Annotated in this window: 18 protein-coding genes and 1 tRNA gene; 15 read left to right on the top strand and 4 right to left on the bottom strand. The window is 40.4% G+C overall.

The features are described from left to right. Nucleotides 1–28: 28 nt before the first annotated feature. Complete coding sequence (locus AAH582_RS19635; protein WP_046672122.1) at nucleotides 29–367, bottom strand: YciI family protein; 339 nt, start codon at nucleotides 365–367, stop codon at nucleotides 29–31. Nucleotides 368–408: 41 nt separating this feature from the next. Next, nucleotides 409–885 (bottom strand): carboxymuconolactone decarboxylase family protein, encoded by a 477-nt coding sequence (locus AAH582_RS19630; RefSeq protein ID WP_046672123.1) that lies wholly within the window; start codon nucleotides 883–885, stop codon nucleotides 409–411. A 224-nt stretch (nucleotides 886–1,109) separates the two neighbouring features. On the opposite strand from AAH582_RS19630, the gene AAH582_RS19625 reads away from it, so the two are divergent. From AAH582_RS19625 to AAH582_RS19615, 3 genes are all read left to right on the top strand, one after another. Then, the gene (locus AAH582_RS19625) at nucleotides 1,110–1,814 is read left to right on the top strand and encodes an MgtC/SapB family protein (RefSeq protein WP_343319855.1); all 705 of its coding nucleotides are present in this window, start codon (nucleotides 1,110–1,112) and stop codon (nucleotides 1,812–1,814) included. Between the two features lie 73 nt (nucleotides 1,815–1,887). Then, on the top strand, nucleotides 1,888–4,587 hold the full coding sequence (gene mgtA / locus AAH582_RS19620) for a magnesium-translocating P-type ATPase (RefSeq protein ID WP_343319853.1): 2,700 nt from the start codon (nucleotides 1,888–1,890) through the stop codon (nucleotides 4,585–4,587). Between the two features lie 68 nt (nucleotides 4,588–4,655). Next, nucleotides 4,656–6,410, top strand: a complete 1,755-nt coding sequence (locus tag AAH582_RS19615; RefSeq protein ID WP_343319851.1) for a DUF885 domain-containing protein — start codon at nucleotides 4,656–4,658, stop codon at nucleotides 6,408–6,410. Between the two features lie 62 nt (nucleotides 6,411–6,472). Here the strand turns inward: AAH582_RS19615 and AAH582_RS19610 are convergent, their stop codons facing one another. After that, nucleotides 6,473–7,462: a GlxA family transcriptional regulator gene (locus tag AAH582_RS19610; RefSeq protein ID WP_046672125.1), complete on the bottom strand. Its 990-nt coding sequence runs from the start codon at nucleotides 7,460–7,462 to the stop codon at nucleotides 6,473–6,475. 135 nt (nucleotides 7,463–7,597) lie between these two features. Between AAH582_RS19610 and AAH582_RS19605 the strand changes: the two genes are divergently transcribed. The 6 genes from AAH582_RS19605 to AAH582_RS19580 all read left to right on the top strand — a co-directional run bounded on the left by AAH582_RS19605 (nucleotide 7,598) and on the right by AAH582_RS19580 (nucleotide 14,450). Further along, a complete protein-coding gene (locus AAH582_RS19605) occupies nucleotides 7,598–8,020 on the top strand; it encodes an SRPBCC family protein (RefSeq protein WP_343319848.1) in 423 nt (140 codons plus the stop codon). Between the two features lie 62 nt (nucleotides 8,021–8,082). Further along, nucleotides 8,083–8,505: a DoxX family protein gene (locus AAH582_RS19600; RefSeq protein WP_286753250.1), complete on the top strand. Its 423-nt coding sequence runs from the start codon at nucleotides 8,083–8,085 to the stop codon at nucleotides 8,503–8,505. A 94-nt stretch (nucleotides 8,506–8,599) separates the two neighbouring features. Continuing rightward, nucleotides 8,600–9,049 carry an SRPBCC family protein gene (locus AAH582_RS19595; protein ID WP_046672128.1) on the top strand — a complete coding sequence of 150 codons (450 nt, stop codon included), beginning with the start codon at nucleotides 8,600–8,602 and terminating at the stop codon, nucleotides 9,047–9,049. 12 nt (nucleotides 9,050–9,061) lie between these two features. Next, entirely contained in the window at nucleotides 9,062–9,460 is a 399-nt protein-coding gene (locus AAH582_RS19590) for a glyoxalase (RefSeq protein ID WP_112375658.1), read from the top strand. 468 nt (nucleotides 9,461–9,928) lie between these two features. Then, nucleotides 9,929–10,813: an ABC transporter ATP-binding protein gene (locus tag AAH582_RS19585; protein WP_343319843.1), complete on the top strand. Its 885-nt coding sequence runs from the start codon at nucleotides 9,929–9,931 to the stop codon at nucleotides 10,811–10,813. After that, entirely contained in the window at nucleotides 10,806–14,450 is a 3,645-nt protein-coding gene (locus tag AAH582_RS19580; RefSeq protein ID WP_343319841.1) for a M1 family aminopeptidase, read from the top strand. Before AAH582_RS19585 ends, AAH582_RS19580 begins: the two co-directional genes overlap by 8 nt. Before the next feature lie 50 nt (nucleotides 14,451–14,500). Here the strand turns inward: AAH582_RS19580 and AAH582_RS19575 are convergent. Then, nucleotides 14,501–14,574: transfer RNA gene (locus AAH582_RS19575), tRNA-Ile, on the bottom strand. Between the two features lie 89 nt (nucleotides 14,575–14,663). Here AAH582_RS19575 and AAH582_RS19570 point away from each other — a divergent pair. The 6 genes from AAH582_RS19570 to AAH582_RS19545 all read left to right on the top strand — a co-directional run bounded on the left by AAH582_RS19570 (nucleotide 14,664) and on the right by AAH582_RS19545 (nucleotide 18,463). Then, complete coding sequence (locus AAH582_RS19570; RefSeq protein ID WP_343319839.1) at nucleotides 14,664–15,296, top strand: HAD family hydrolase; 633 nt, start codon at nucleotides 14,664–14,666, stop codon at nucleotides 15,294–15,296. Nucleotides 15,297–15,388: 92 nt separating this feature from the next. Further along, nucleotides 15,389–15,583: a 30S ribosomal protein S21 gene (gene rpsU, locus AAH582_RS19565; RefSeq protein WP_046672133.1), complete on the top strand. Its 195-nt coding sequence runs from the start codon at nucleotides 15,389–15,391 to the stop codon at nucleotides 15,581–15,583. Between the two features lie 101 nt (nucleotides 15,584–15,684). Further along, a complete protein-coding gene (locus tag AAH582_RS19560) occupies nucleotides 15,685–16,566 on the top strand; it encodes a tyrosine-type recombinase/integrase (protein WP_046672134.1) in 882 nt (293 codons plus the stop codon). A gap of 14 nt (nucleotides 16,567–16,580) precedes the next feature. Further along, nucleotides 16,581–16,943 carry a ribosome hibernation-promoting factor, HPF/YfiA family gene (gene hpf, locus AAH582_RS19555; protein WP_046672135.1) on the top strand — a complete coding sequence of 121 codons (363 nt, stop codon included), beginning with the start codon at nucleotides 16,581–16,583 and terminating at the stop codon, nucleotides 16,941–16,943. Between the two features lie 244 nt (nucleotides 16,944–17,187). Then, nucleotides 17,188–17,562 (top strand): DUF6686 family protein, encoded by a 375-nt coding sequence (locus tag AAH582_RS19550; RefSeq protein WP_046672136.1) that lies wholly within the window; start codon nucleotides 17,188–17,190, stop codon nucleotides 17,560–17,562. Nucleotides 17,563–17,935: 373 nt separating this feature from the next. Further along, nucleotides 17,936–18,463 carry a ferritin gene (locus tag AAH582_RS19545; protein WP_046672137.1) on the top strand — a complete coding sequence of 176 codons (528 nt, stop codon included), beginning with the start codon at nucleotides 17,936–17,938 and terminating at the stop codon, nucleotides 18,461–18,463. Nucleotides 18,464–18,509 lie beyond the last annotated feature (46 nt).

Here is an 18,509-nt window from a genome sequence, read left to right as displayed (position 1 = left end):
GTCGGTGTACAGCCGATCCTGTATATGATTAGTTGAGTAGTGCACGTATCTCTACACTTCCGTTAAATTCGAGAATAGGACAGCCATGGGCCAAGGTTGTGGCTTCGTCAAGATCCTCTGCTGCGACGACAATAAAACCGCCCAGTCTCTCCCGAATTTCCACAAAAGGTCCATCCGTAACGATACCGCCCGGCTTTAATACCTTTCCGGCAGGCTCAAGACGGGAGCCATGATCCTTCAGTTTACCTTGCGTATCGATGTCATGGATCCAGTCGAACCACCTTTTGTTCACAGCTTTTGCTTCTTCTTCTGTCAGTTGACTTTGCTCATTGGCCCCCTGACGAAATAATAAGATGAAATCTTTCATTTTTATGGTTTAATTTATCGTATAAATATACGTTTCGTTATTTATGAGGTTGGCTGTACTTTGTGCTGCCCAACTTTGTAGCTTCCTGCTTGTGTGCGGAAGGAAATATTGATCCTATTGTAGGAATTGATTGCTGTAATGGCCAAGGTCAGGTCAATAAGTTCTTCTTCCGAAAATATTGCAGTTGCTTTAGCATAAACCTCGTCCGATACATCGCCATGTGTAATTTTCGTCACGGCTTCGGCCCATTCCAGTGCAGCACGTTCACGTTCGCTATACAGCGGGGCTTCCCGCCAGGCATCCAATAAGAACAATCGTTGTGGTTGATCTCCGGTGGCCAGTAGATCTTTTGAATGCATATCCAGACAATAAGCACAGCCATTGATTTGTGATACACGGAAATAAATAAGATGCAAAAGCTCTTGTTCTATCGAGCACTTGCTCAGATATGCACCTATTCCAAACATCGATTTCATGGCGTTTTGCCCTTTTGCGAAAAAATTAATTCGTTGTTCCATTTTTTTATTGTTTTTAGTGTAACTGATTTACACCACAACAATGCTTGAAGTTAAAGAAATTGGACAGCTTGATCTGTAAATTTTATATTTAAATTGTAAGTGTCTGTATTATAGTTTTTTAATTTAAGTATTTCTCTAATAAAATTCTAATAATTTTCTAAAAGATCTCTAACGAATCATGGGGGGAGGAATGTGGACCTTTGCAGGCAAAGGAGGATAAAGAGATGAGTGTTTTTGAATTTACCATACGATTATTTGCTGCATTGCTTTTGGGCGCTGCTGTGGGCGTAGAGCGCCAATGGCGCCAGAAAAATGCGGGACTTCGGACGAATACCTTAGTTTCGTTGGGAGCAGCAGCTTTTGTGTTACTTTCCATAGAAATTGGCGGTGATGCTACCGGACGGATCGCTTCTTATGTGGTCAGTGGAATTGGTTTTCTTGGCGCTGGTGTAATTATGAAGGACGGTTTGAATGTGCATGGCCTGAACACGGCAGCGACAATTTGGTGTTCGGCGGCAGTAGGCGCACTCTCCGGGCTAGGTTTGTATGCCCAAGCATCTGTCGTTGCGCTGGCTATTATTTTGACACACCTGATCTTTCGTCCAATCGGACAAAAAATGGCCTTCTTGACTTTTAATAAATCGGCAGCATCCCAGACCGAATATCTACTGACCATAGGCTGTGGGATAGACATCGAAAATCATATTCGTGTTTTATTGATGCAGATGCTCGGCAGTAACGAAAAGCTATTGTTGTCTTCCCTTTCGAGTGACGATACCCTGACTACTAACACTGTTGTCATTAGGGCTATTGTTAGAGCCATCGGTCAGCAAGACAGTCTTATCGAACGGATGGCTAGCCGATTGACCATTGAAGAAAGAGTAACAAAAATAAGCTGGGAAATTATTGGTACCGAGTCGGATTTGTAATACGAATTGGATCGGTAATAAGAATGGGGTTTACGGAAATTAACATGAAACGGGCTATAGGGTTATGATTAAAATGAACAATAAAACAACAAGGAATCCATTGCACAATATGATCAGTTCCAATGGAATGAATGTAGGGACTGTGACCAAATTGCAGGGGGTGGCCAGTCAGGATGAAAAACTTGCCTGCGCGATGTTAGAAACGAGCAGAGAAGGGATTACAGATGAAATGGCTGCGGAGCGTCAACAGAAATTTGGTTTAAATGAGGTGAAACATCAAAAGGCCCCAAAGTGGTATGTGCAGCTATTGAAATCTTTTGCTAACCCCTTTATATATATTCTGTTATTGATTGCCACTGTTTCCTTTATTATCGATGTTGGGCTTCCGGAGGTCGGCGAACGGGATTATAAAACAGTTGTTGTGGTGTCCATTATGATTTTGGTCAGTGCACTGCTTCGTTTTGTACAGGAGTATCGAAGTAATGCCGCCGCAGAAAAATTAAAAAGTATGGTGAAAACTACGGCGACAGTATTGCGGAAATTTAAAGGCAAAAGAGAGATTCCTATTGTTGAGCTGGTGCCGGGAGATGTTGTATACCTTTCCGCAGGGGATATGATTCCTGCAGATTGCCGTATTATTCAGAGTAAGGATCTTTTTGTGAGTGAAAGTATGCTGACCGGAGAGGCGCTTCCTGTAGAGAAGAATTATTTGCCGATCCGGGATGCAGGGAATAAATCACCTATTGAACTTTGTAATATTTGTTTTATGGGGACCAATGTCGTTAGTGGATCGGCGACAGCCCTGATTGTAACGACAGGAAGCTACACCTATTTTGGAAGTATCAGCAAATCGATTACGGGCGAACGTCCCGAAACAAGTTTTGATAAGGGGATAAATAAGGTGAGTTTCTTATTGATCCGTTTTATGCTGGTCATGGTTCCGCTGATCTTCTTGATCAATGGGTTGATGAAAGGGAACTGGACGGAAGCGCTACTGTTTGCCATTGCTGTTGCTGTAGGTTTAACCCCCGAAATGCTGCCCATGATTGTCACCGCTAACCTGGCAAAGGGTGCTGTCAATATGAGCAAACGTAAAGTCATCGTCAAGCGGCTAAATTCCATCCAAAATATAGGTGCCATGGATATTCTGTGCACAGATAAAACAGGAACATTGACATTGGACAAGATCGTCATGGAAAAACATCTGAACGTCTACGGTGTCGAAGATGACGAGGTACTCAAATGGGCCTATCTCAATAGTTTTCATCAGACTGGTCTGAAGAATCTGATGGATAAGGCTGTGCTGGAACATGTCGAATTGCACGATTACTTGAAAGTGGAGGATCAATATTTGAAAATTGACGAGATTCCATTTGATTTTCAGCGGCGACGGATGTCTGTGGTCCTCAAACAGCATAATGGCAAACACCTATTGATCTGTAAAGGGGCCGTAGAGGAAATGCTTGAGTTATGTACACATGCTTTTGATCCGGGAGATGACCGTAGCCTGCATGTCGAAAATGACCGTACAGTACCGATGGACGATACGATGCGTAAAATTGTATTGAAAACATCAAGAAAGATGAACGAGGAGGGATTACGTGTTTTATTGGTTGCTATCCGAGAATTTGAAGGTAGTCACCCGTTGACCTATGCTGTTGCGGATGAAGCGAAATTGACGTTGACCGGATTTATTGGCTTTTTGGATCCGGCCAAACCCTCGTCACAGCCTGCGATTGAAGCCTTGCAGAAATTGGGGATTGCGATTAAAGTACTGACTGGAGACAATGAGATTATTACACGCAAAATCTGTCTGGATGTCGGCATTCCGGTGGATCGGATCGTCAATGGAAATGAATTAGATAGCATCACGGACAGCGAGCTAAATCAATGTGTTGATCGGGTGTCGGTATTTGCGAAATTAAGTCCGCTCCAAAAAGTTCGTGTTGTGAAGGCATTAAGGGAAAAGGGGCATACGGTTGGGTTTATGGGCGATGGCATCAATGACGCAGCGGCACTTAAGGAGGCTGATGTCGGTATCAGCGTGGATACGGCTGTCGATATCACCAAGGAAAGCGCAGATATCATTCTGTTGGAAAAGGACCTTATGGTGCTGCGAAAAGGGGTTATTTACGGGCGTCGAACTTTTGGCAATATCATTAAATATATCAAGATGACGGCGAGCAGCAATTTCGGCAATATGTTCAGTATGCTTGGTGCTAGCGCTTTTCTTCCATTTCTTCCAATGCTGCCCGTGCATCTGCTTATTCAGAATCTACTCTATGATATATCGCAGGTAGCTATTCCCTGGGACAGCATGGATGAGGAATTTATTGTCGAGCCAAAGAAATGGGACGCTGGCAGTGTCTCTAAGTTTATGTTATTTATTGGTCCCATAAGCTCACTGTTTGATTTTGCCACTTTTGCAGTATTGTTTTTCGTGTTCAAGGCCAATACCGTATCGGATCAAACACTCTTTCAGACTGGTTGGTTTGTGGAGGGATTGCTTTCACAAACATTGATTATCCATATGATAAGGACCAAGAAAATACCCTTTATTCAAAGCTGGGCTGCAGCACCGGTTGTGGCGTTGACGAGTTTGATGATGATTATCGGTGTTGTTTTGCCGTTTACACCATTTGCTGCTGCTTTAAAAATGGAGGCACTGCCCCTAACTTATTTTCCATGGCTTATCGGTATTTTGATCTGCTATTGTTTATTGACGCAGTGGGTGAAAAATTGGTTTATTCGGAAATTTCATACCTGGTTATAGTTGTAAATTATTGGAGTAAAATGCTGAAATTCATCAACAATAATGTTAATTTTAGGCAAAATACTCCAATGAAACTTATAACATATACCCTTGCTATCTTTGGATTGGGCCTAATGGCTTCCTGTGGATCGGGAACTCAGGACCGACAATCTACTGTTGATACTGCTGCGAATGAAAAATTTAAATCGTATGAGGACCGCTTTATTCTACAGCTTTGGAAGGAAAATCCGGAATGGGCTACCCAGGTCGGATTCCATCAGTATGATTCCTTGTTGACCATACCTGATGCTGATGCGCAAAAACTACGACTGGAGTTTTCGAAAAGACATTTGGACAGCCTTAAAAATTTTGATCTGAGTACGTTGAATCTTTCTCAGCAAACAGATTATCATCTGATTCAAAACTATCTTGAATCCAATATTTGGGCGATTGAAAAAGAGCGCGCGTATGAGTGGAACCCTTCTTCGTACAATGTTGGCGGGACGATCGCTTTTATGCTTGCCGAGAATTATGCGCCTTTATCGACCAGACTTAAAGCGATATATCATCGGTTGACGAAGATTCCGGCCTACTATGAGGCTGCGAAAGGACAGCTTAAAAATCCGGCCTCGGTCTTGACCGATTTGGCCATTCAGCAGAATTTGGGTGGTTTATCTGTTTTTGAAAACGACTTGCGTGATTCACTTAAAAAATCTGATCTGTCGGCTTCAGAAAAGGAAGCTATTCAGAAGGCCTCACAACAAGCTATTGCGGCGATCAATGGGTATGTTCAATTTTTAAAAGTGACACCTAACCCTTCGCCACGAAGTTTTAGATTAGGCAAGGAACTTTACGACAAAAAATTTGACTTTGACATCCAATCTGGTTCAACAGCTGAACAGATTTACCAGGCTGCTCTCGCAAGGAAAAGCTACTTGCACGGTGAGATGTATAAAATCAGCAAGGAGCTGTGGCCTAAATATTTTGGAAAATCGTCCTTGCCGTCCGATAGTTTGCTTGTCATCCGAAAAATGATCGACACCCTGTCTGTCAACCATGTTAAAGCGGAAGAGTTTCAATCGGCTATCGAAGCACAGATACCGAAGCTGGTTGCGTTTGTCAAACAAAAAGATTTATTGTACATTGATGATAGCAAACCGCTCGTGGTGCGTAAAGAGCCTGCTTACATGGCTGGTGTTGCAGGAGCTTCAATCAGTGCACCTGGTCCATATGATAAAGGCGGAAATACCTATTACAATGTGGGCAGTCTGACCGGTTGGACGAAAGAGGCAACGGAAAGTTACCTTCGGGAGTATAACCATTACATTTTACAGATACTCAATATCCACGAGGCTATTCCAGGCCATTATACCCAATTGGTGTATGCCAACCAATCGCCGAGTCTCATCAAGAGTATTTTAGGAAATGGTGCAATGATTGAGGGCTGGGCTGTCTATACCGAACAAATGATGCTCGAAAATGGTTACGGAGACAATGCCCCAGAAATGTGGTTAATGTGGTACAAATGGCATCTGCGTACTGTTTGCAATGCGATACTCGATTATAGCGTCCATGTGAAAAATATGAGTGAAAAAGACGCCATGCATTTGTTGGTTGATGAGGCGTTTCAACAACAGGCTGAAGCAGCCGGAAAATGGAAACGTGTGTCGGTGAGCAGCGTGCAGTTGACATCTTACTTTACGGGATATAAAGAAATTTATGATCTTAGGGAAGCTGTGAAGCAAAAAGAAGGAAAACAGTTTAATTTGAAGGCGTTCAATGAAAAATTCCTGAGCTTTGGCAATTCACCGGTGAAGTATATCCGGGAAATGATGTTAAAATAAAAGTAAGAAATCCGATCAATGATAAAGCCACTCTCCTGAGTGGCTTTATTGTTTATCAAGGCTTATTGCTCGATGGCGACATCGGCGGTCACCTTGGCAAATTTGTTTCGATAATCTATTGGTGTAAGGCCAGTAATTTTTCGGAAAATATCCCGAAAGGCTTTTGTATCTGTATAACCTACATCATACATGACCTCAGAGACGTTTTTTCGTGATGCTTCGAAGAACTTTTTTGCAGCTTCGATGCGTACGCGTTGCAGGTATTCAACAGGCGTGTTGTTGGTTGCTTCTTTGAATCTCCGTTCAAATGTTCGCCGCCCAATATTGACATGATTGGCCAGTTCTTCGACTGTAATTTTCTCCTCGTACTTCTTCTCGATATAGTCTTGAGCTTGTTGGATATCCAGATCAGCATGATTACGTTGGCCTCTGAATATGGCGAATTGCGATTGATTATCCCGGCTGATATCCAGTGCAAAATATTTGGCTATGAGTACGGCTGTTTCCCTATCGGCATACTTTTCCACTAAATAGAGGATCAGATTCCATAAACTGCTCGCGCCACCACTGCTGTAGATATTTTCATGTTCAGTGATCACGGCACCATCTTCAATTTCAATGTGGGGGTATTTTTCCTTGAACTCTTCGATATGTGCCCAGTGTGTCGAACATTTTTTTCCATCTAAAAGACCGGTCTCAGCGAGCAGGAAAGCACCCACACATAGACTGGCAAGACTAGCCCCTTTGTGGTACAGTTTTGTGAAATAAGGGATCGCTTCGGCATTATCACGTATTCCTTTTTCTATGTTGCCAAAAATAGGCGGTATAATAAGCAGATCTGTTTTCTGAACGTCCTGTAGTAGTCGGTTTGTCTTGATGGTATACTCCCCGCTATTGGCCGGGACGTAAGTCGTTAAACCTACATATTCGACTTCAAAAATAGGCTGTTTTCCAAAGGCCGTTAGAAATTCATTGGCCGTATGGAAGGTTCTGAACGCAGGGGTAATACCTTCGATCGTGCCGTATTCGGGAACAAAAACAGAGATTTGCATATCATTTTTGGTTTATGATATAAAGGTACAAATAGTTTTTGTCGTAATCTACCCCTAAAGTTGTCGTCTTTGCAACAGCCGCAATGTTGTGATCCTTTGCATCTTTGTTATATCAATATAAACAATAGAAAAACAATGGAAAGACAGACAAAAATTACAGTTGAAGCCGCGATTAACGCTCCTGTAGAAAAAGTATGGAAACTTTGGAACAATCCTGTGGATATCATGCAATGGAATACGGCAGATCCGAGCTGGCACTGCCCAAGTAGTGAAAATGACCTTCGTGTAGGTGGAACTTTTAAAAATAGAATGGAGGCGAAAGACGGAAGCTTTGGGTTTGACTTTGAAGGAACCTACCATACGGTAAATCTATATCGCGAAATTGCTTATACCATGGCTGATGGAAGAACTGTAAATACGCTTTTTTCGGAAGTGGAAGGGAAAACCAGTGTGATTACAGTTTTTGATGCGGAACAGGAAAATGATCCTGAATTGCAAAAATCGGGTTGGCAGGCTATTCTGAATAACTTCGTAAACTACGTAGAATCTGCGAACTAATATTTCCTGACCTCAAGGTGAATAAGAACTGAAATTATACACTTACACAAACGACTTATACAATGAAAAAGAACAAAATTGCTTTTTGGATAGCAACGGTATTTATAGTTCTCTGGGAAGGACTAATGCCACTTGGAACACTATTATTTGCTCCTCAATATATCAATGCGGGCACAAAACCGTTGGGATACCCCGACTATTTTGCTTATGCTTTAATCATCTGTAAGGTGTTGGGCGTTATTGCAATTGCTGTACCACAGGTTCCAGGTAAATTAAAAGAATGGGCTTATGCTGGATTGACATTTAACTTAATATTTGCTTTTATCAGTCATGCCTGTGTTGACAAAAATGCTGCATTTATGGCCATGCCTATTGTGATATTGGCGGTACTCGCTGTTTCTTACGTCTATCAGGGTAGAATAGCCCGCTTGAGCAGCAAAGATATGAGCAACACAGGAACGTATCACCAGACCTCAGTTGTTTAAGACCTTATCAGATTGGATTGTCCTAAAATAATGCCTAATAGAAAAAGTAAAACAAAAAACCAGCAGTAGTAATTTATTTATAAACGATATAGCTATGAAAACGAATCATGTTTCTTTACATCGAATTATTCAGGCGAGCCCTGAAAAAGTGTTCCGTGCTTTTGCAGACCCGATAGCACATGCCAGCTGGCTTCCTCCTTATGGTTTTCTGTGTACTGTACAACACATGGAATTTAAAGTCGGGGGAAGTTTCAAAATGACTTTTACCAATTTTAGTACAGGTCATAGTCATTCCTTCGGTGGTGAGTATCTAGAGATTGAACCAAATGGTTTTATCAAGTACGTAGACCGCTTTGATGACCCCAATTTACCAGGTGAAATGACTACGACTGTTTCTTTGCGTAAAGTGATCTGTGGCACTGAACTTCAGATTGAACAGACCGGAATTCCCGAGATTATTCCCGCGGAGATGTGTTATCTTGGGTGGCAAGAATCTTTGGAAAAAATGAAAAAGCTTGTTGAACCTGAAATACCGGACGCTTAATCAATTTAAATTATGCTAGTTGAGCAGATGGAACGCTTGCAAAGCGGAATATTCATTACATTCTCAGGAAACTGTAGGGCAGCACTTACCTTTTACCAGACTTGTTTCGGGGGCACTTTACATTTCGAGATGTTCGAAGAACCCCTTCAAGGCTATGTTGAAACTCCTGTGGTGAGTGCCGCTCTTATTTCCGAACGCATTGTCATCTATGGCTCCGATCTCGTACACAATGAAGGTCGGAAAGTGGGAAACTATGTAGCTGTATTTGTTCCCTGTCAGGACAATGCTGATCGCGAGGAATTAATCGGAAAACTTACATCCCAAAGGATCAAAAATAAATCTGGTGATACAGCACATAAATTTATTGAGGTAACTGATTTGTTCAATGTACGCTGGGTTTTGGGAATTTAGTTTCCTCTTTCAAATAGTTGCTTTTTTTATTAAAAAAAGCAAATTGTACTAAAATCAGTGTTATGATCTTTGTAGAAAATGAGTTTGCGCCATTAATCCGGAGGTATATGTGACAGATCCTATTTTTGCCTACTTAGGGGACAAACTCTCAGCACTGGGGATGCAGGTTGAATACGTTGATTTTCAGGTCAGCCGTAGCTTTGGTGGGTCTTTTCGTTGTAGTACCCAGCCATTATTGCGGAGTTTCCAGTAGACTTCTTCATTCTTTCTGATCCCTATCCAGATTTTTTGGTCCTGCTGGAGACGCACTTTTTCCAATGGATAATTAACTAGTAAAATACTGTTGCTTTGTCCATAGTCCTGTCTACAAAGAGTCTTTTATTTTCGTTTGTTTTTAACTTTTACTATATTGATGTAACATATCATTGTTTCGGTATACTAACATATTATTAACAGTTAAAATAAATTATGAATTTATCAATAGAGACCCTTAGTAAGACCTATTCTAATGGGGTAAAAGCTTTAGATGGCGTAAACTTAGAAATCAAGCCTGGGATGTTTGGTCTACTGGGGCCAAATGGTGCTGGCAAATCTTCTTTAATGCGGACGATTGCGACACTTCAGAAACCCGACAGTGGGCGTATTACTTTTGGTGATATTGATGTACTCAAAAATCAGCTCGATTTACGGAAAGTTTTGGGTTATTTACCACAGGAATTTGGTGTTTATCCCAATCTGTCGGCATCAGACCTGCTGCAATATTTTGCAAAATTGAAAGGAATTAAATCTAAAGTGGATCGGGATGCCATTATCAATCGTGTTCTTGAGGTAACCAATCTTTGGGACGTGCGCAATAAAAGTGTAAGTGGTTATTCGGGCGGTATGAAGCAACGTTTTGGTATAGCGCAATTGTTGCTGAATGATCCTAAGTTAATCATTGTTGATGAACCGACCGCAGGGCTTGACCCAGCGGAAAGACATCGTTTTTTAAATGTGCTACGCGAGATAGGTACCGATCATACCGTTATTTTTTCCACGCATATCGTGGATGATGTGCGTGAACTCTGCCATGAGTTGGCCATTCTGAATGGAGGAAAGATTCTTTTGAGGGGCACTCCAAAAGAATCCATCGATCAATTGGAAGGTAAAATCTGGGTACGTATCATCAGTCGGGACCAATTGGATGAGTATACACAAAAATATAACGTTATTTCAACCAATTACAATCAGGACAACACGCTCAATATTCGGGTGTACAGCGATGCGCGTCCTGATGAATCATTTGTGAACGCTCAAGGCCAATTGGAGGATGTCTATTTTGTAGCGCTAAAAAATGATCAACGCCATGTTTAGAGCCATTTTTAATTTTGAGTTTGCGCGTTGGTTTAAGAGTTCGGCCGTCTACATCTATATGGCACTCTTCTTTGCGCTTTCGTTGTTCATTATGCTGTCTTCACTCGGTATTTTTGACGGTATAACGGCAACGACTTCGTCCAATACCATGATGAATTCTCCTTGGGCAATTAACGGCATGGTCAACGGTATGTCGACTATTATCTATTTTTTGATACCGTCCATCGTTGGAGCCTGCGTCTACCGGGATTTTCAATATCAGGTGCATACGATACTTTTCAGTTACCCTTTCTCAAAAACGGATTATCTACTCGGTAAATTCTTTGGATCGGTGGCTGTTGTATTGGTTATTGTATTTGCTTCAACCCTGGGGATTATCGTTGCACAATTTGTGCCGGGCATTAATCAATCTTTATTAGGGCCGATTCAGGTTTGGGCTTATTTACAAACCTATCTTGTGCAGGTTATCCCCAATCTCATTATTTTTAGTGCAATTATCTTTGTGCTGGTAACATTGACACGAAACGTATACGTCGGTTTTGTTGCGGTGCTGATTCTTATTATTCTTCAGGTGCTGGTTCAGAATCTGGCAAACAACATGGACAACCGTTTTGTAGGGGCATTGATCGATCCTTTTGGGGATAGTGCCATCTCGTATTATACACAATACTGGTCTCCTGAAGAGAAGAATGTAAACAACCTGCCATTTACTGGAGCTGTTATTTATAACCGGTTAATATGGCTTGCGGTCGCAGCCCTGTTCATTGGCGGGTTTTATGTGTTGTTTTCTTTTTCACAACATTCGATTTCCTTTAAATCGTCGAAAAAAGGAGCCCGTTTAACCAAAAATAACTTTGATAGTGTCTTCAAAATCAATCTACCTAAAGTAAATTATGATTTTTCGACATTTCATTATTTAAGAACAATGTGGATGATGGCACGGTACGACTACCGATATATTGTCAAAAATCCGGTGTTTTTAATATTGACTTTGGTAGGGGTATTGTTCATTATCTTAATGGCAAGTACCATTGGTTCGATATTCGGAACGTCGACCTATCCCGTGACCTGGAAAATGCTGATGATCCCGGGGACTACATTTAAATTTTTCCTGTTGATCCTGACTTTTCTTTTTACGGGACTTCTTGTGCATCGCGGAAGCATTACGCGGATGGGGGGACTATTGGACACTACAGCGGTACCCAACTGGGCTATGATGGGATCGAAAATTGTTGCCATCCTTTTAATGCAATTGACCTTGCTGGCTGTGGTGATTGCAACCTGCATGGCTTTTCAAGTGTACCATCGTTATTATAATTTTGAAATCGGCCAATATGTGATGCACTTGATGGTATATGGTATGCTGTCAAATTTGGTCTGGCTGTTCATTTCACTGTTTGTCCATACACTTTTCAAAAATTACCTGGCTGGTTTTTTTGTGTTATTGACCTTATTTATTGGGTTGCCCTTTTTATCCATGGTCGGAGTAGAACAGGAGATCTATCAGTTTAACCAGGGACCGGATCTTGATTACTCGGATATGGATGGATTTGGTTACGTTCTGCCGTTTTTAACGTATCGGGTTTATTGGCTACTTTTTGCGGTGTTCTTTGCTGTTATAGCCCTGCTATTGTGGCGGAGAGGTAGTTTTTCAGGAATTAGCGAGCGTTGGCGTATTTTTAAGGCGAACTTGGGGCCGGTAACCACGGCGATACTCATTTTTGCCTTTGTGGGCTTTATCGGCATCGGTGCTGCAATATATTACGAAAATCATGTTAAAAATCCCTATTATACCAGTTTAGATCATGAAAAACAGGCTGTGGAATGGGAGAAGAAATATAAAAAGTACCAATACAGGCCGCAGCCCCGTGTCGTGGATGTCAAGTTTAATTTAGATATTTTTCCCGATAAGCGTAGTTTTAAAGCGAATGCGGCCTATGTGCTAAAAAACAAGACCAATACGCCTATAGATTCCATTTTCGTCAATTATAATGATTACGATTATACCTTTTCTTTAAGTGTGCCGAATAAATTGATTTCGGCCGACGATAAATATAATTTCAATATTTATAAACTCGAGAAGGCGATGGCTCCGGGCGATTCTATTGTATTGAAATTTAGCACGGCTAGTCCGGCCAACACCTGGATAAATGAAAAGTCTCCTGTGAAGGGCAATGGCACTTTTATCAACAATATGCTTTTTCCGAATATAGGCTATCTTGACCGTGGCGAGCTGGTAGATAATGATATTCGAAAGAAATACGGACTGCCACACCGGGATAGAATGGCTCCACAGACTGACAAAAGGGCCCTTCAGAATAACTATATATCCAATGATGCCGATTGGATCCGTTTTGAAGCTACGGTAAGTACAGCCAAAAATCAGCTGGCTATTGCCCCAGGCTATCTCACAAAAGAATGGGAAAAAGATGGTCGTAAGTACTACCAGTATAAAATGGATTCAGAAATCCTGAACTTTTTTGCTTTTAATTCTGCCGAATATGAAGTCAAAAAAGATAAGTGGAACGGGGTTAATTTAGAGATCTATTACCATAAGGGGCATACCTATAACCTGGATCGCATGATGGCTTCCAGTAAAGCTTCTTTGGCTTACTATACGAAAGAATACAGTGCTTATCCGCATCGACAATTGCGTATTATTGAATTTCCGCGCACAGCAGGAACTTTCGCACAGTCCTTTGCCAATACCATTCCTTTTTCGGAAGCAATCGGTTTTATTGCTGATGTCAATGAGAAGAAGGAAGATGCAGTCGATTATCCCTACGCGGTAACAGCCCATGAAATTGCACATCAGTGGTGGGCACATCAAGTGGTAGGAGCCAATGTGCAGGGGGCGACATTGATGTCCGAAAGTATGTCGGAATATTCATCGCTCAAGGTTTTGGAAAGAAGATATGGGAAAGGGCAGATGCGTAAGTTTCTCAAAGATGCGCTCGATGGCTATTTACAAGGGCGAAGTGCCGAAAAACTCGGTGAAAAGCCTTTGATGTATAATGAAAATCAAATGTATATTCATTACCAAAAGGGATCCTTGGTACTGTATGCCTTGAGCGATTATCTGGGCGAGGAGCTTTTTAACCGGACAGCTCAATCTTATTTACAACGGACAGTGTTTCAAAACCCACCGTATACAACGTCGTCGGAGTTTGTGGATAGTTTTAGACAGGCGACTCCAGATTCCTTACATTACCTGATTAAAGATATGTTTGAAACGATCACCCTATATAACAACAAAATAGAAAAAGTAAGTTCTAAGAAACTTAAGAATGGTAAATATCAGGTTGATATCCAATTTGAAGTTTCTAAATACCGCGTAGATGGCAATGGGAAAAAGAGTTACAATGACGAAGGTGGACAGCCACTGTCCTTTAAGAAATCAGATCGCGTGACCCTGAAATCATTGCCATTGGCAGACTATATTGAAGTCGGCGTTTTCTCGGATAAGAAAAGCAAAGACGGTAATAAACGTCAGGAGCTTTATCTAAAAAAGCATAAAATCGATCGAATCAACAATACGATGACGCTAGTTGTTGATCAAAAACCCGAACAGGTAGGCATAGATCCGTATAATAAATTAATTGATATTGAATCGGACGATAATCGAAAGGAAATATAGGGAAACCCCGATAATAAAAAATCCCCATCATGTGATGGGGATTTTTTTTGTGCTCCCACCTGGGCTCGAACCAGGGACCAAAAGATTATGAGTCTTCTACTCTAACCGACTGAGCTATAGGAGCAGGTCGTTTGTTTTGTCAATTTAAACAGTTGTTGTGCCGTTTTGACGATGCAATTATCGATATTTGTATCGATATTTCAAAATAATTCAATGGAAAAAATTAAAAATATTGTTCTTGATTATGGGAATGTGATCTTTATGATCGACTTTGTAAAATTGAAAACTGCTTTTACTCAGTTAGGTATAGAAAATGTGGATGCCGTATTCGGACATCATGGTCAAAGTGCACTTTTTGATAATTTTGATAAAGGAAAAATTGATTCTACGCAATTCCGTGAGGGAATAAGAGCATTAACCCAAAATCCAGCCCTGACGGACGCACAGATTGATACGGCCTGGAACAGTTTACTGCTTGGTGTGCCACAAGGTAATCATGAGATTCTAGTGCAGTTGAAAGATCGATACCGAACTTTTTTGTTAAGTAACAATAATGCAATTCATTATGCCTATTGTATGAATGATATACATGAGAAATATGGTGTTGCCGACAATGAAGGTTTTTTTGAAAAGACCTACTATTCCCATTTAGTGGGAATGCGCAAACCAGATCCGGAGATTTTTGAGTTGGTCATGCAAGAACAACAATTGGATCCGGCGGAGACTTTATTTATTGATGATAGTCCACAACATCTGGCGACAGCGAAACAATTGGGTTGGCATACGGCGTTGTGTACTAAGGAGAAACCATTAAAAGTGTTGTTGGAAGAATTTGGATTGTTATAAAAAAGTAATTTTGTTTTTCCGTTTTAAAAAGAAATAGCTTACCTTTGTCCCACTTTAAATTTAAAAGCGGCGAAAGGAGGTATATATAACGCATGATTATCGTAAATGTAAAAGAAGGAGAATCTTTAGATAGAGCATTGAAACGTTTCAAAAAGAAATTCGAAAAAACTGGAGTTTTAAGAGAGTTGCGTTCACGTCAAGCTTACGAAAAGAGATCTGTAACTCGTCGCATTCAAGTGAAAAAAGCGATTTACAAACAATCTTTGAATCAAGATGTAGCTAACTAATTGATTCGCTGATAATTTTAAAATATAAAGGGAAAAGCATTGCTTTTCCCTTTTTTTTGTGCTTTTAAGTTTGTAATTTAAGCTATATAGCGAGGGAAAATATGTTGGAAAAGGAGTTTATTCGGTTTTTGCAGATTGAGAAAAGGTATTCAGAACACACGGTTATTGCCTATAAGCATGAGCTGGAGATGTTTCAGTCTTTTTTGGATCGTGAGGGGCTGACTGTGCAGGATATTGTATACCGTGATTTGCGTCATTATTTCGCGCAAATGGTAGAGTCCGGAAAAAATGCAAGTTCAGTCAACCGGAGTATGTCTTCAATGCGAACTTATTTTAAATTTTTGCAGCGTGAGGAGTGTCTCGACAAGAATCCCATGACGCTTATTAAAGCGTTAAAAACTGCAAAAAAATTACCGGTTGTTGTTGAAAAGGAAAAGCTGGTCCGTTTGTTGGATCAGATGGGACAGGAGCAGGATGGATTTGAATCCTGCCGCGATTATATGGTGATGGAATTGTTGTTCGGTACCGGAATTCGGTTGGCAGAATTGTTGAAAATTAAGGAGCAGGATATCGATTTTTTTAATAAAAATATTCTTATATTAGGTAAAAGGAACAAAGAACGCCTGGTTCCGATCAATAATCTTTTATTGAAAGAATTGAAAAACTATTTGCAACAAAAGGCGACGCAATTTGTTGATACGAATAACAGCTTACTAATCGTTACGAAAGAAGGAAAGCCAGCATATGCCAAGCTGATCTATACTATTGTACATCGGCAATTGACGCTGATTTCTACGCAAGGTAAAAGAAGTCCTCATATTTTGAGGCATACTTTCGCAACGGCCCTATTGGATAATGGGGCGGATTTAAATGCAATTAAGGAGCTGCTGGGGCACGCGGGGCTTGCGGCAACGCAAGTGTACACGCATAACTCAGCAGAACGACTGAAGTCTATTTATAAACAAGCTCATCCAAAAGCTTAAAAAAAGGAGGAAAAATGAACATTACTGTGCAATCCATTCGATTTACTGCTGATCAAAAGCTAATCGAGTTTATCAAAAAGAAAACAGGAAAATTGGAGCAGTTTTTGGATTCCATTATTGGTGGCGAATGCTACCTGCGATTGGAAAATGTCGATGATGAGGCAAATAAAATTTCAGAAATTAAATTAAATATCCCGGGAAGCCAGCTTTTTGCGAAAGGGCAAGCGAAAAGCTTTGAGGAGGCGACAGATATTGCTGTAGAATCCTTGCGTAGACAGATTAACAAACATAAAACAAAGACGAAAAATACAGTGATCAATGGGCGTAATGAAGTTCTTGCCGTAACGGAAGAAGAAGAGGAAGAAGAATACGATTAATAACGATCAAAACATAGGAATACATACAGGAGGTCAGTAGCAACTGGCCTCCTTTTTTTGTTGTTATAGGTCAGAAAGAACCTTGGTTCGATTCATAAATTGACGCAGGGAAAATCATGAAGTTATATCCGCATCCTTTGTGAAAAGGCTTATTTATATTAAATCAAAATAATCTTCTATTTTACTTGGATTGATTATAAATAATATTTATTTTTGATCGATTTAAATGATAAGGGAAATAGAAATGTCAAAATTGGTTTGTCCGTTAGCACATGTTGAGGAAGTTTTTTCAACCATAGCAGGTACAGTTTATCAATGTAGCCGCAAAAATTGTTTCTGGTTGGAATATAATAATGAAACAACGTCTTTCTCGGTATCGGATTTTTTGAAATTTAAGAAACGTATCGATGGGATTGATGTTGAGCATATGCTTCATGATACTACACGCTCATCCGATTTTGAAATCATTATGCCTTTTCGTACAGAAAGATGTTTCATCTTAACTGTAGCGGATGTGCTCCAGTTGCGCGAATTATTAGATGGCGCTAAATTTATGATGGAATTGAATAGTGTTGTCAGAACTTGTTTGCAGGTTTCGCCATTTGCGGTTTTCGCTTAGGCAGTATATATAAACGAATTTAAAAAGCGGTGTACGTCAATGATGTACACCGCTTTTTGTTTTGTGGTGACCTTATTTAATTTTAATTTAAATAAGTCTCAATGGACTACCTTTTGTTTTTTCGTTGGCATTCCTGATTTTAAGTCCTTTCTGCCACTTATTGTTTTATTTGATGGCTTATTGAAAGTATCAATAGTGTGTATTTGTAATTGTATTGATTCTAAACAAGTTGCGGTTTGTTTGTCTAATTTAGACTGAATTTGTATTACATATTCTTGATACACATTTTGAATATCTGCTGTATCTTTGTGATGTAGTCAGGTGATCATGTGTTTCACTTGTTCATGTTTTAGAAATTAAACTTAAGGTAAATATGAAAGATTTATTGAAATTAAAATCTTCTTTGAAAGAAGAGATCGAAAATATATTGAATGCACAGATTAAAGTTGAAGCTCATTCTTCAGCATTATATTTGGCAATGTCTTCGTGGTGTGATGATCAGGGTTTGGAAAATGCTTCCGAGTTTTTTGCGAAACAATCCAATGAAGAGCGCGAGCACATGTTGAAGCTTTTCAATTATATTAACAACCGCGGTGGTCGTGCAATTTCTCCGGAAGTTACGGGTATCCCTCAAGATTTTGAATCATTCCGTGGTGTATTTGAGCAGACATTGGAACAAGAGATGTTTGTTACTGAACAATTCAATAATATTGCGGATAGATGTGCGAAAGAAAAAGACTACGTAACTTTTAACTTTGTTCAATGGTTCTTGGAAGAGCAAGTGGAGGAGGAGTTTGTTGCAAGACGCATCCTTGAATTATTCGATGTAATCGGTGAAGAGGGTACTGGCCGTTGGGAAATTGATAAGCACCTCGTTAAGGTTACCTTTGCGGGTGAATAATAATTTTTTCAAAAAAAATAAAAAACGAGCTGTCGGAACAGCTCGT

Source organism: Sphingobacterium multivorum, from assembly GCF_039511225.1.
In the GTDB taxonomy this organism is placed as follows: domain Bacteria; phylum Bacteroidota; class Bacteroidia; order Sphingobacteriales; family Sphingobacteriaceae; genus Sphingobacterium.
This window is presented reverse-complemented; position numbering and strand designations above follow the sequence as displayed.

Bases quoted from the DNA above. Each gene is read 5' to 3' on its own strand.
- AAH582_RS19545 (WP_046672137.1), top strand. From the start codon at position 17,936: ATGAAAGATTTATTGAAATTAAAATCTTCTTTGAAAGAAGAGATCGAA.
- AAH582_RS19595 (WP_046672128.1), top strand. From the start codon at position 8,600: ATGAAAACGAATCATGTTTCTTTACATCGAATTATTCAGGCGAGCCCT.
- AAH582_RS19585 (WP_343319843.1), top strand. From the start codon at position 9,929: ATGAATTTATCAATAGAGACCCTTAGTAAGACCTATTCTAATGGGGTA.
- AAH582_RS19560 (WP_046672134.1), top strand. From the start codon at position 15,685: ATGTTGGAAAAGGAGTTTATTCGGTTTTTGCAGATTGAGAAAAGGTAT.
- AAH582_RS19590 (WP_112375658.1), top strand. From the start codon at position 9,062: ATGCTAGTTGAGCAGATGGAACGCTTGCAAAGCGGAATATTCATTACA.
- rpsU (WP_046672133.1), top strand. From the start codon at position 15,389: ATGATTATCGTAAATGTAAAAGAAGGAGAATCTTTAGATAGAGCATTG.
- AAH582_RS19550 (WP_046672136.1), top strand. From the start codon at position 17,188: ATGTCAAAATTGGTTTGTCCGTTAGCACATGTTGAGGAAGTTTTTTCA.
- AAH582_RS19615 (WP_343319851.1), top strand. From the start codon at position 4,656: ATGAAACTTATAACATATACCCTTGCTATCTTTGGATTGGGCCTAATG.
- AAH582_RS19610 (WP_046672125.1), bottom strand. From the start codon at position 7,462: ATGCAAATCTCTGTTTTTGTTCCCGAATACGGCACGATCGAAGGTATT.
- mgtA (WP_343319853.1), top strand. From the start codon at position 1,888: ATGAACAATAAAACAACAAGGAATCCATTGCACAATATGATCAGTTCC.
- AAH582_RS19625 (WP_343319855.1), top strand. From the start codon at position 1,110: ATGAGTGTTTTTGAATTTACCATACGATTATTTGCTGCATTGCTTTTG.
- AAH582_RS19630 (WP_046672123.1), bottom strand. From the start codon at position 885: ATGGAACAACGAATTAATTTTTTCGCAAAAGGGCAAAACGCCATGAAA.
- AAH582_RS19570 (WP_343319839.1), top strand. From the start codon at position 14,664: ATGGAAAAAATTAAAAATATTGTTCTTGATTATGGGAATGTGATCTTT.
- AAH582_RS19600 (WP_286753250.1), top strand. From the start codon at position 8,083: ATGAAAAAGAACAAAATTGCTTTTTGGATAGCAACGGTATTTATAGTT.
- AAH582_RS19635 (WP_046672122.1), bottom strand. From the start codon at position 367: ATGAAAGATTTCATCTTATTATTTCGTCAGGGGGCCAATGAGCAAAGT.
- hpf (WP_046672135.1), top strand. From the start codon at position 16,581: ATGAACATTACTGTGCAATCCATTCGATTTACTGCTGATCAAAAGCTA.
- AAH582_RS19605 (WP_343319848.1), top strand. From the start codon at position 7,598: ATGGAAAGACAGACAAAAATTACAGTTGAAGCCGCGATTAACGCTCCT.
- AAH582_RS19580 (WP_343319841.1), top strand. From the start codon at position 10,806: ATGTTTAGAGCCATTTTTAATTTTGAGTTTGCGCGTTGGTTTAAGAGT.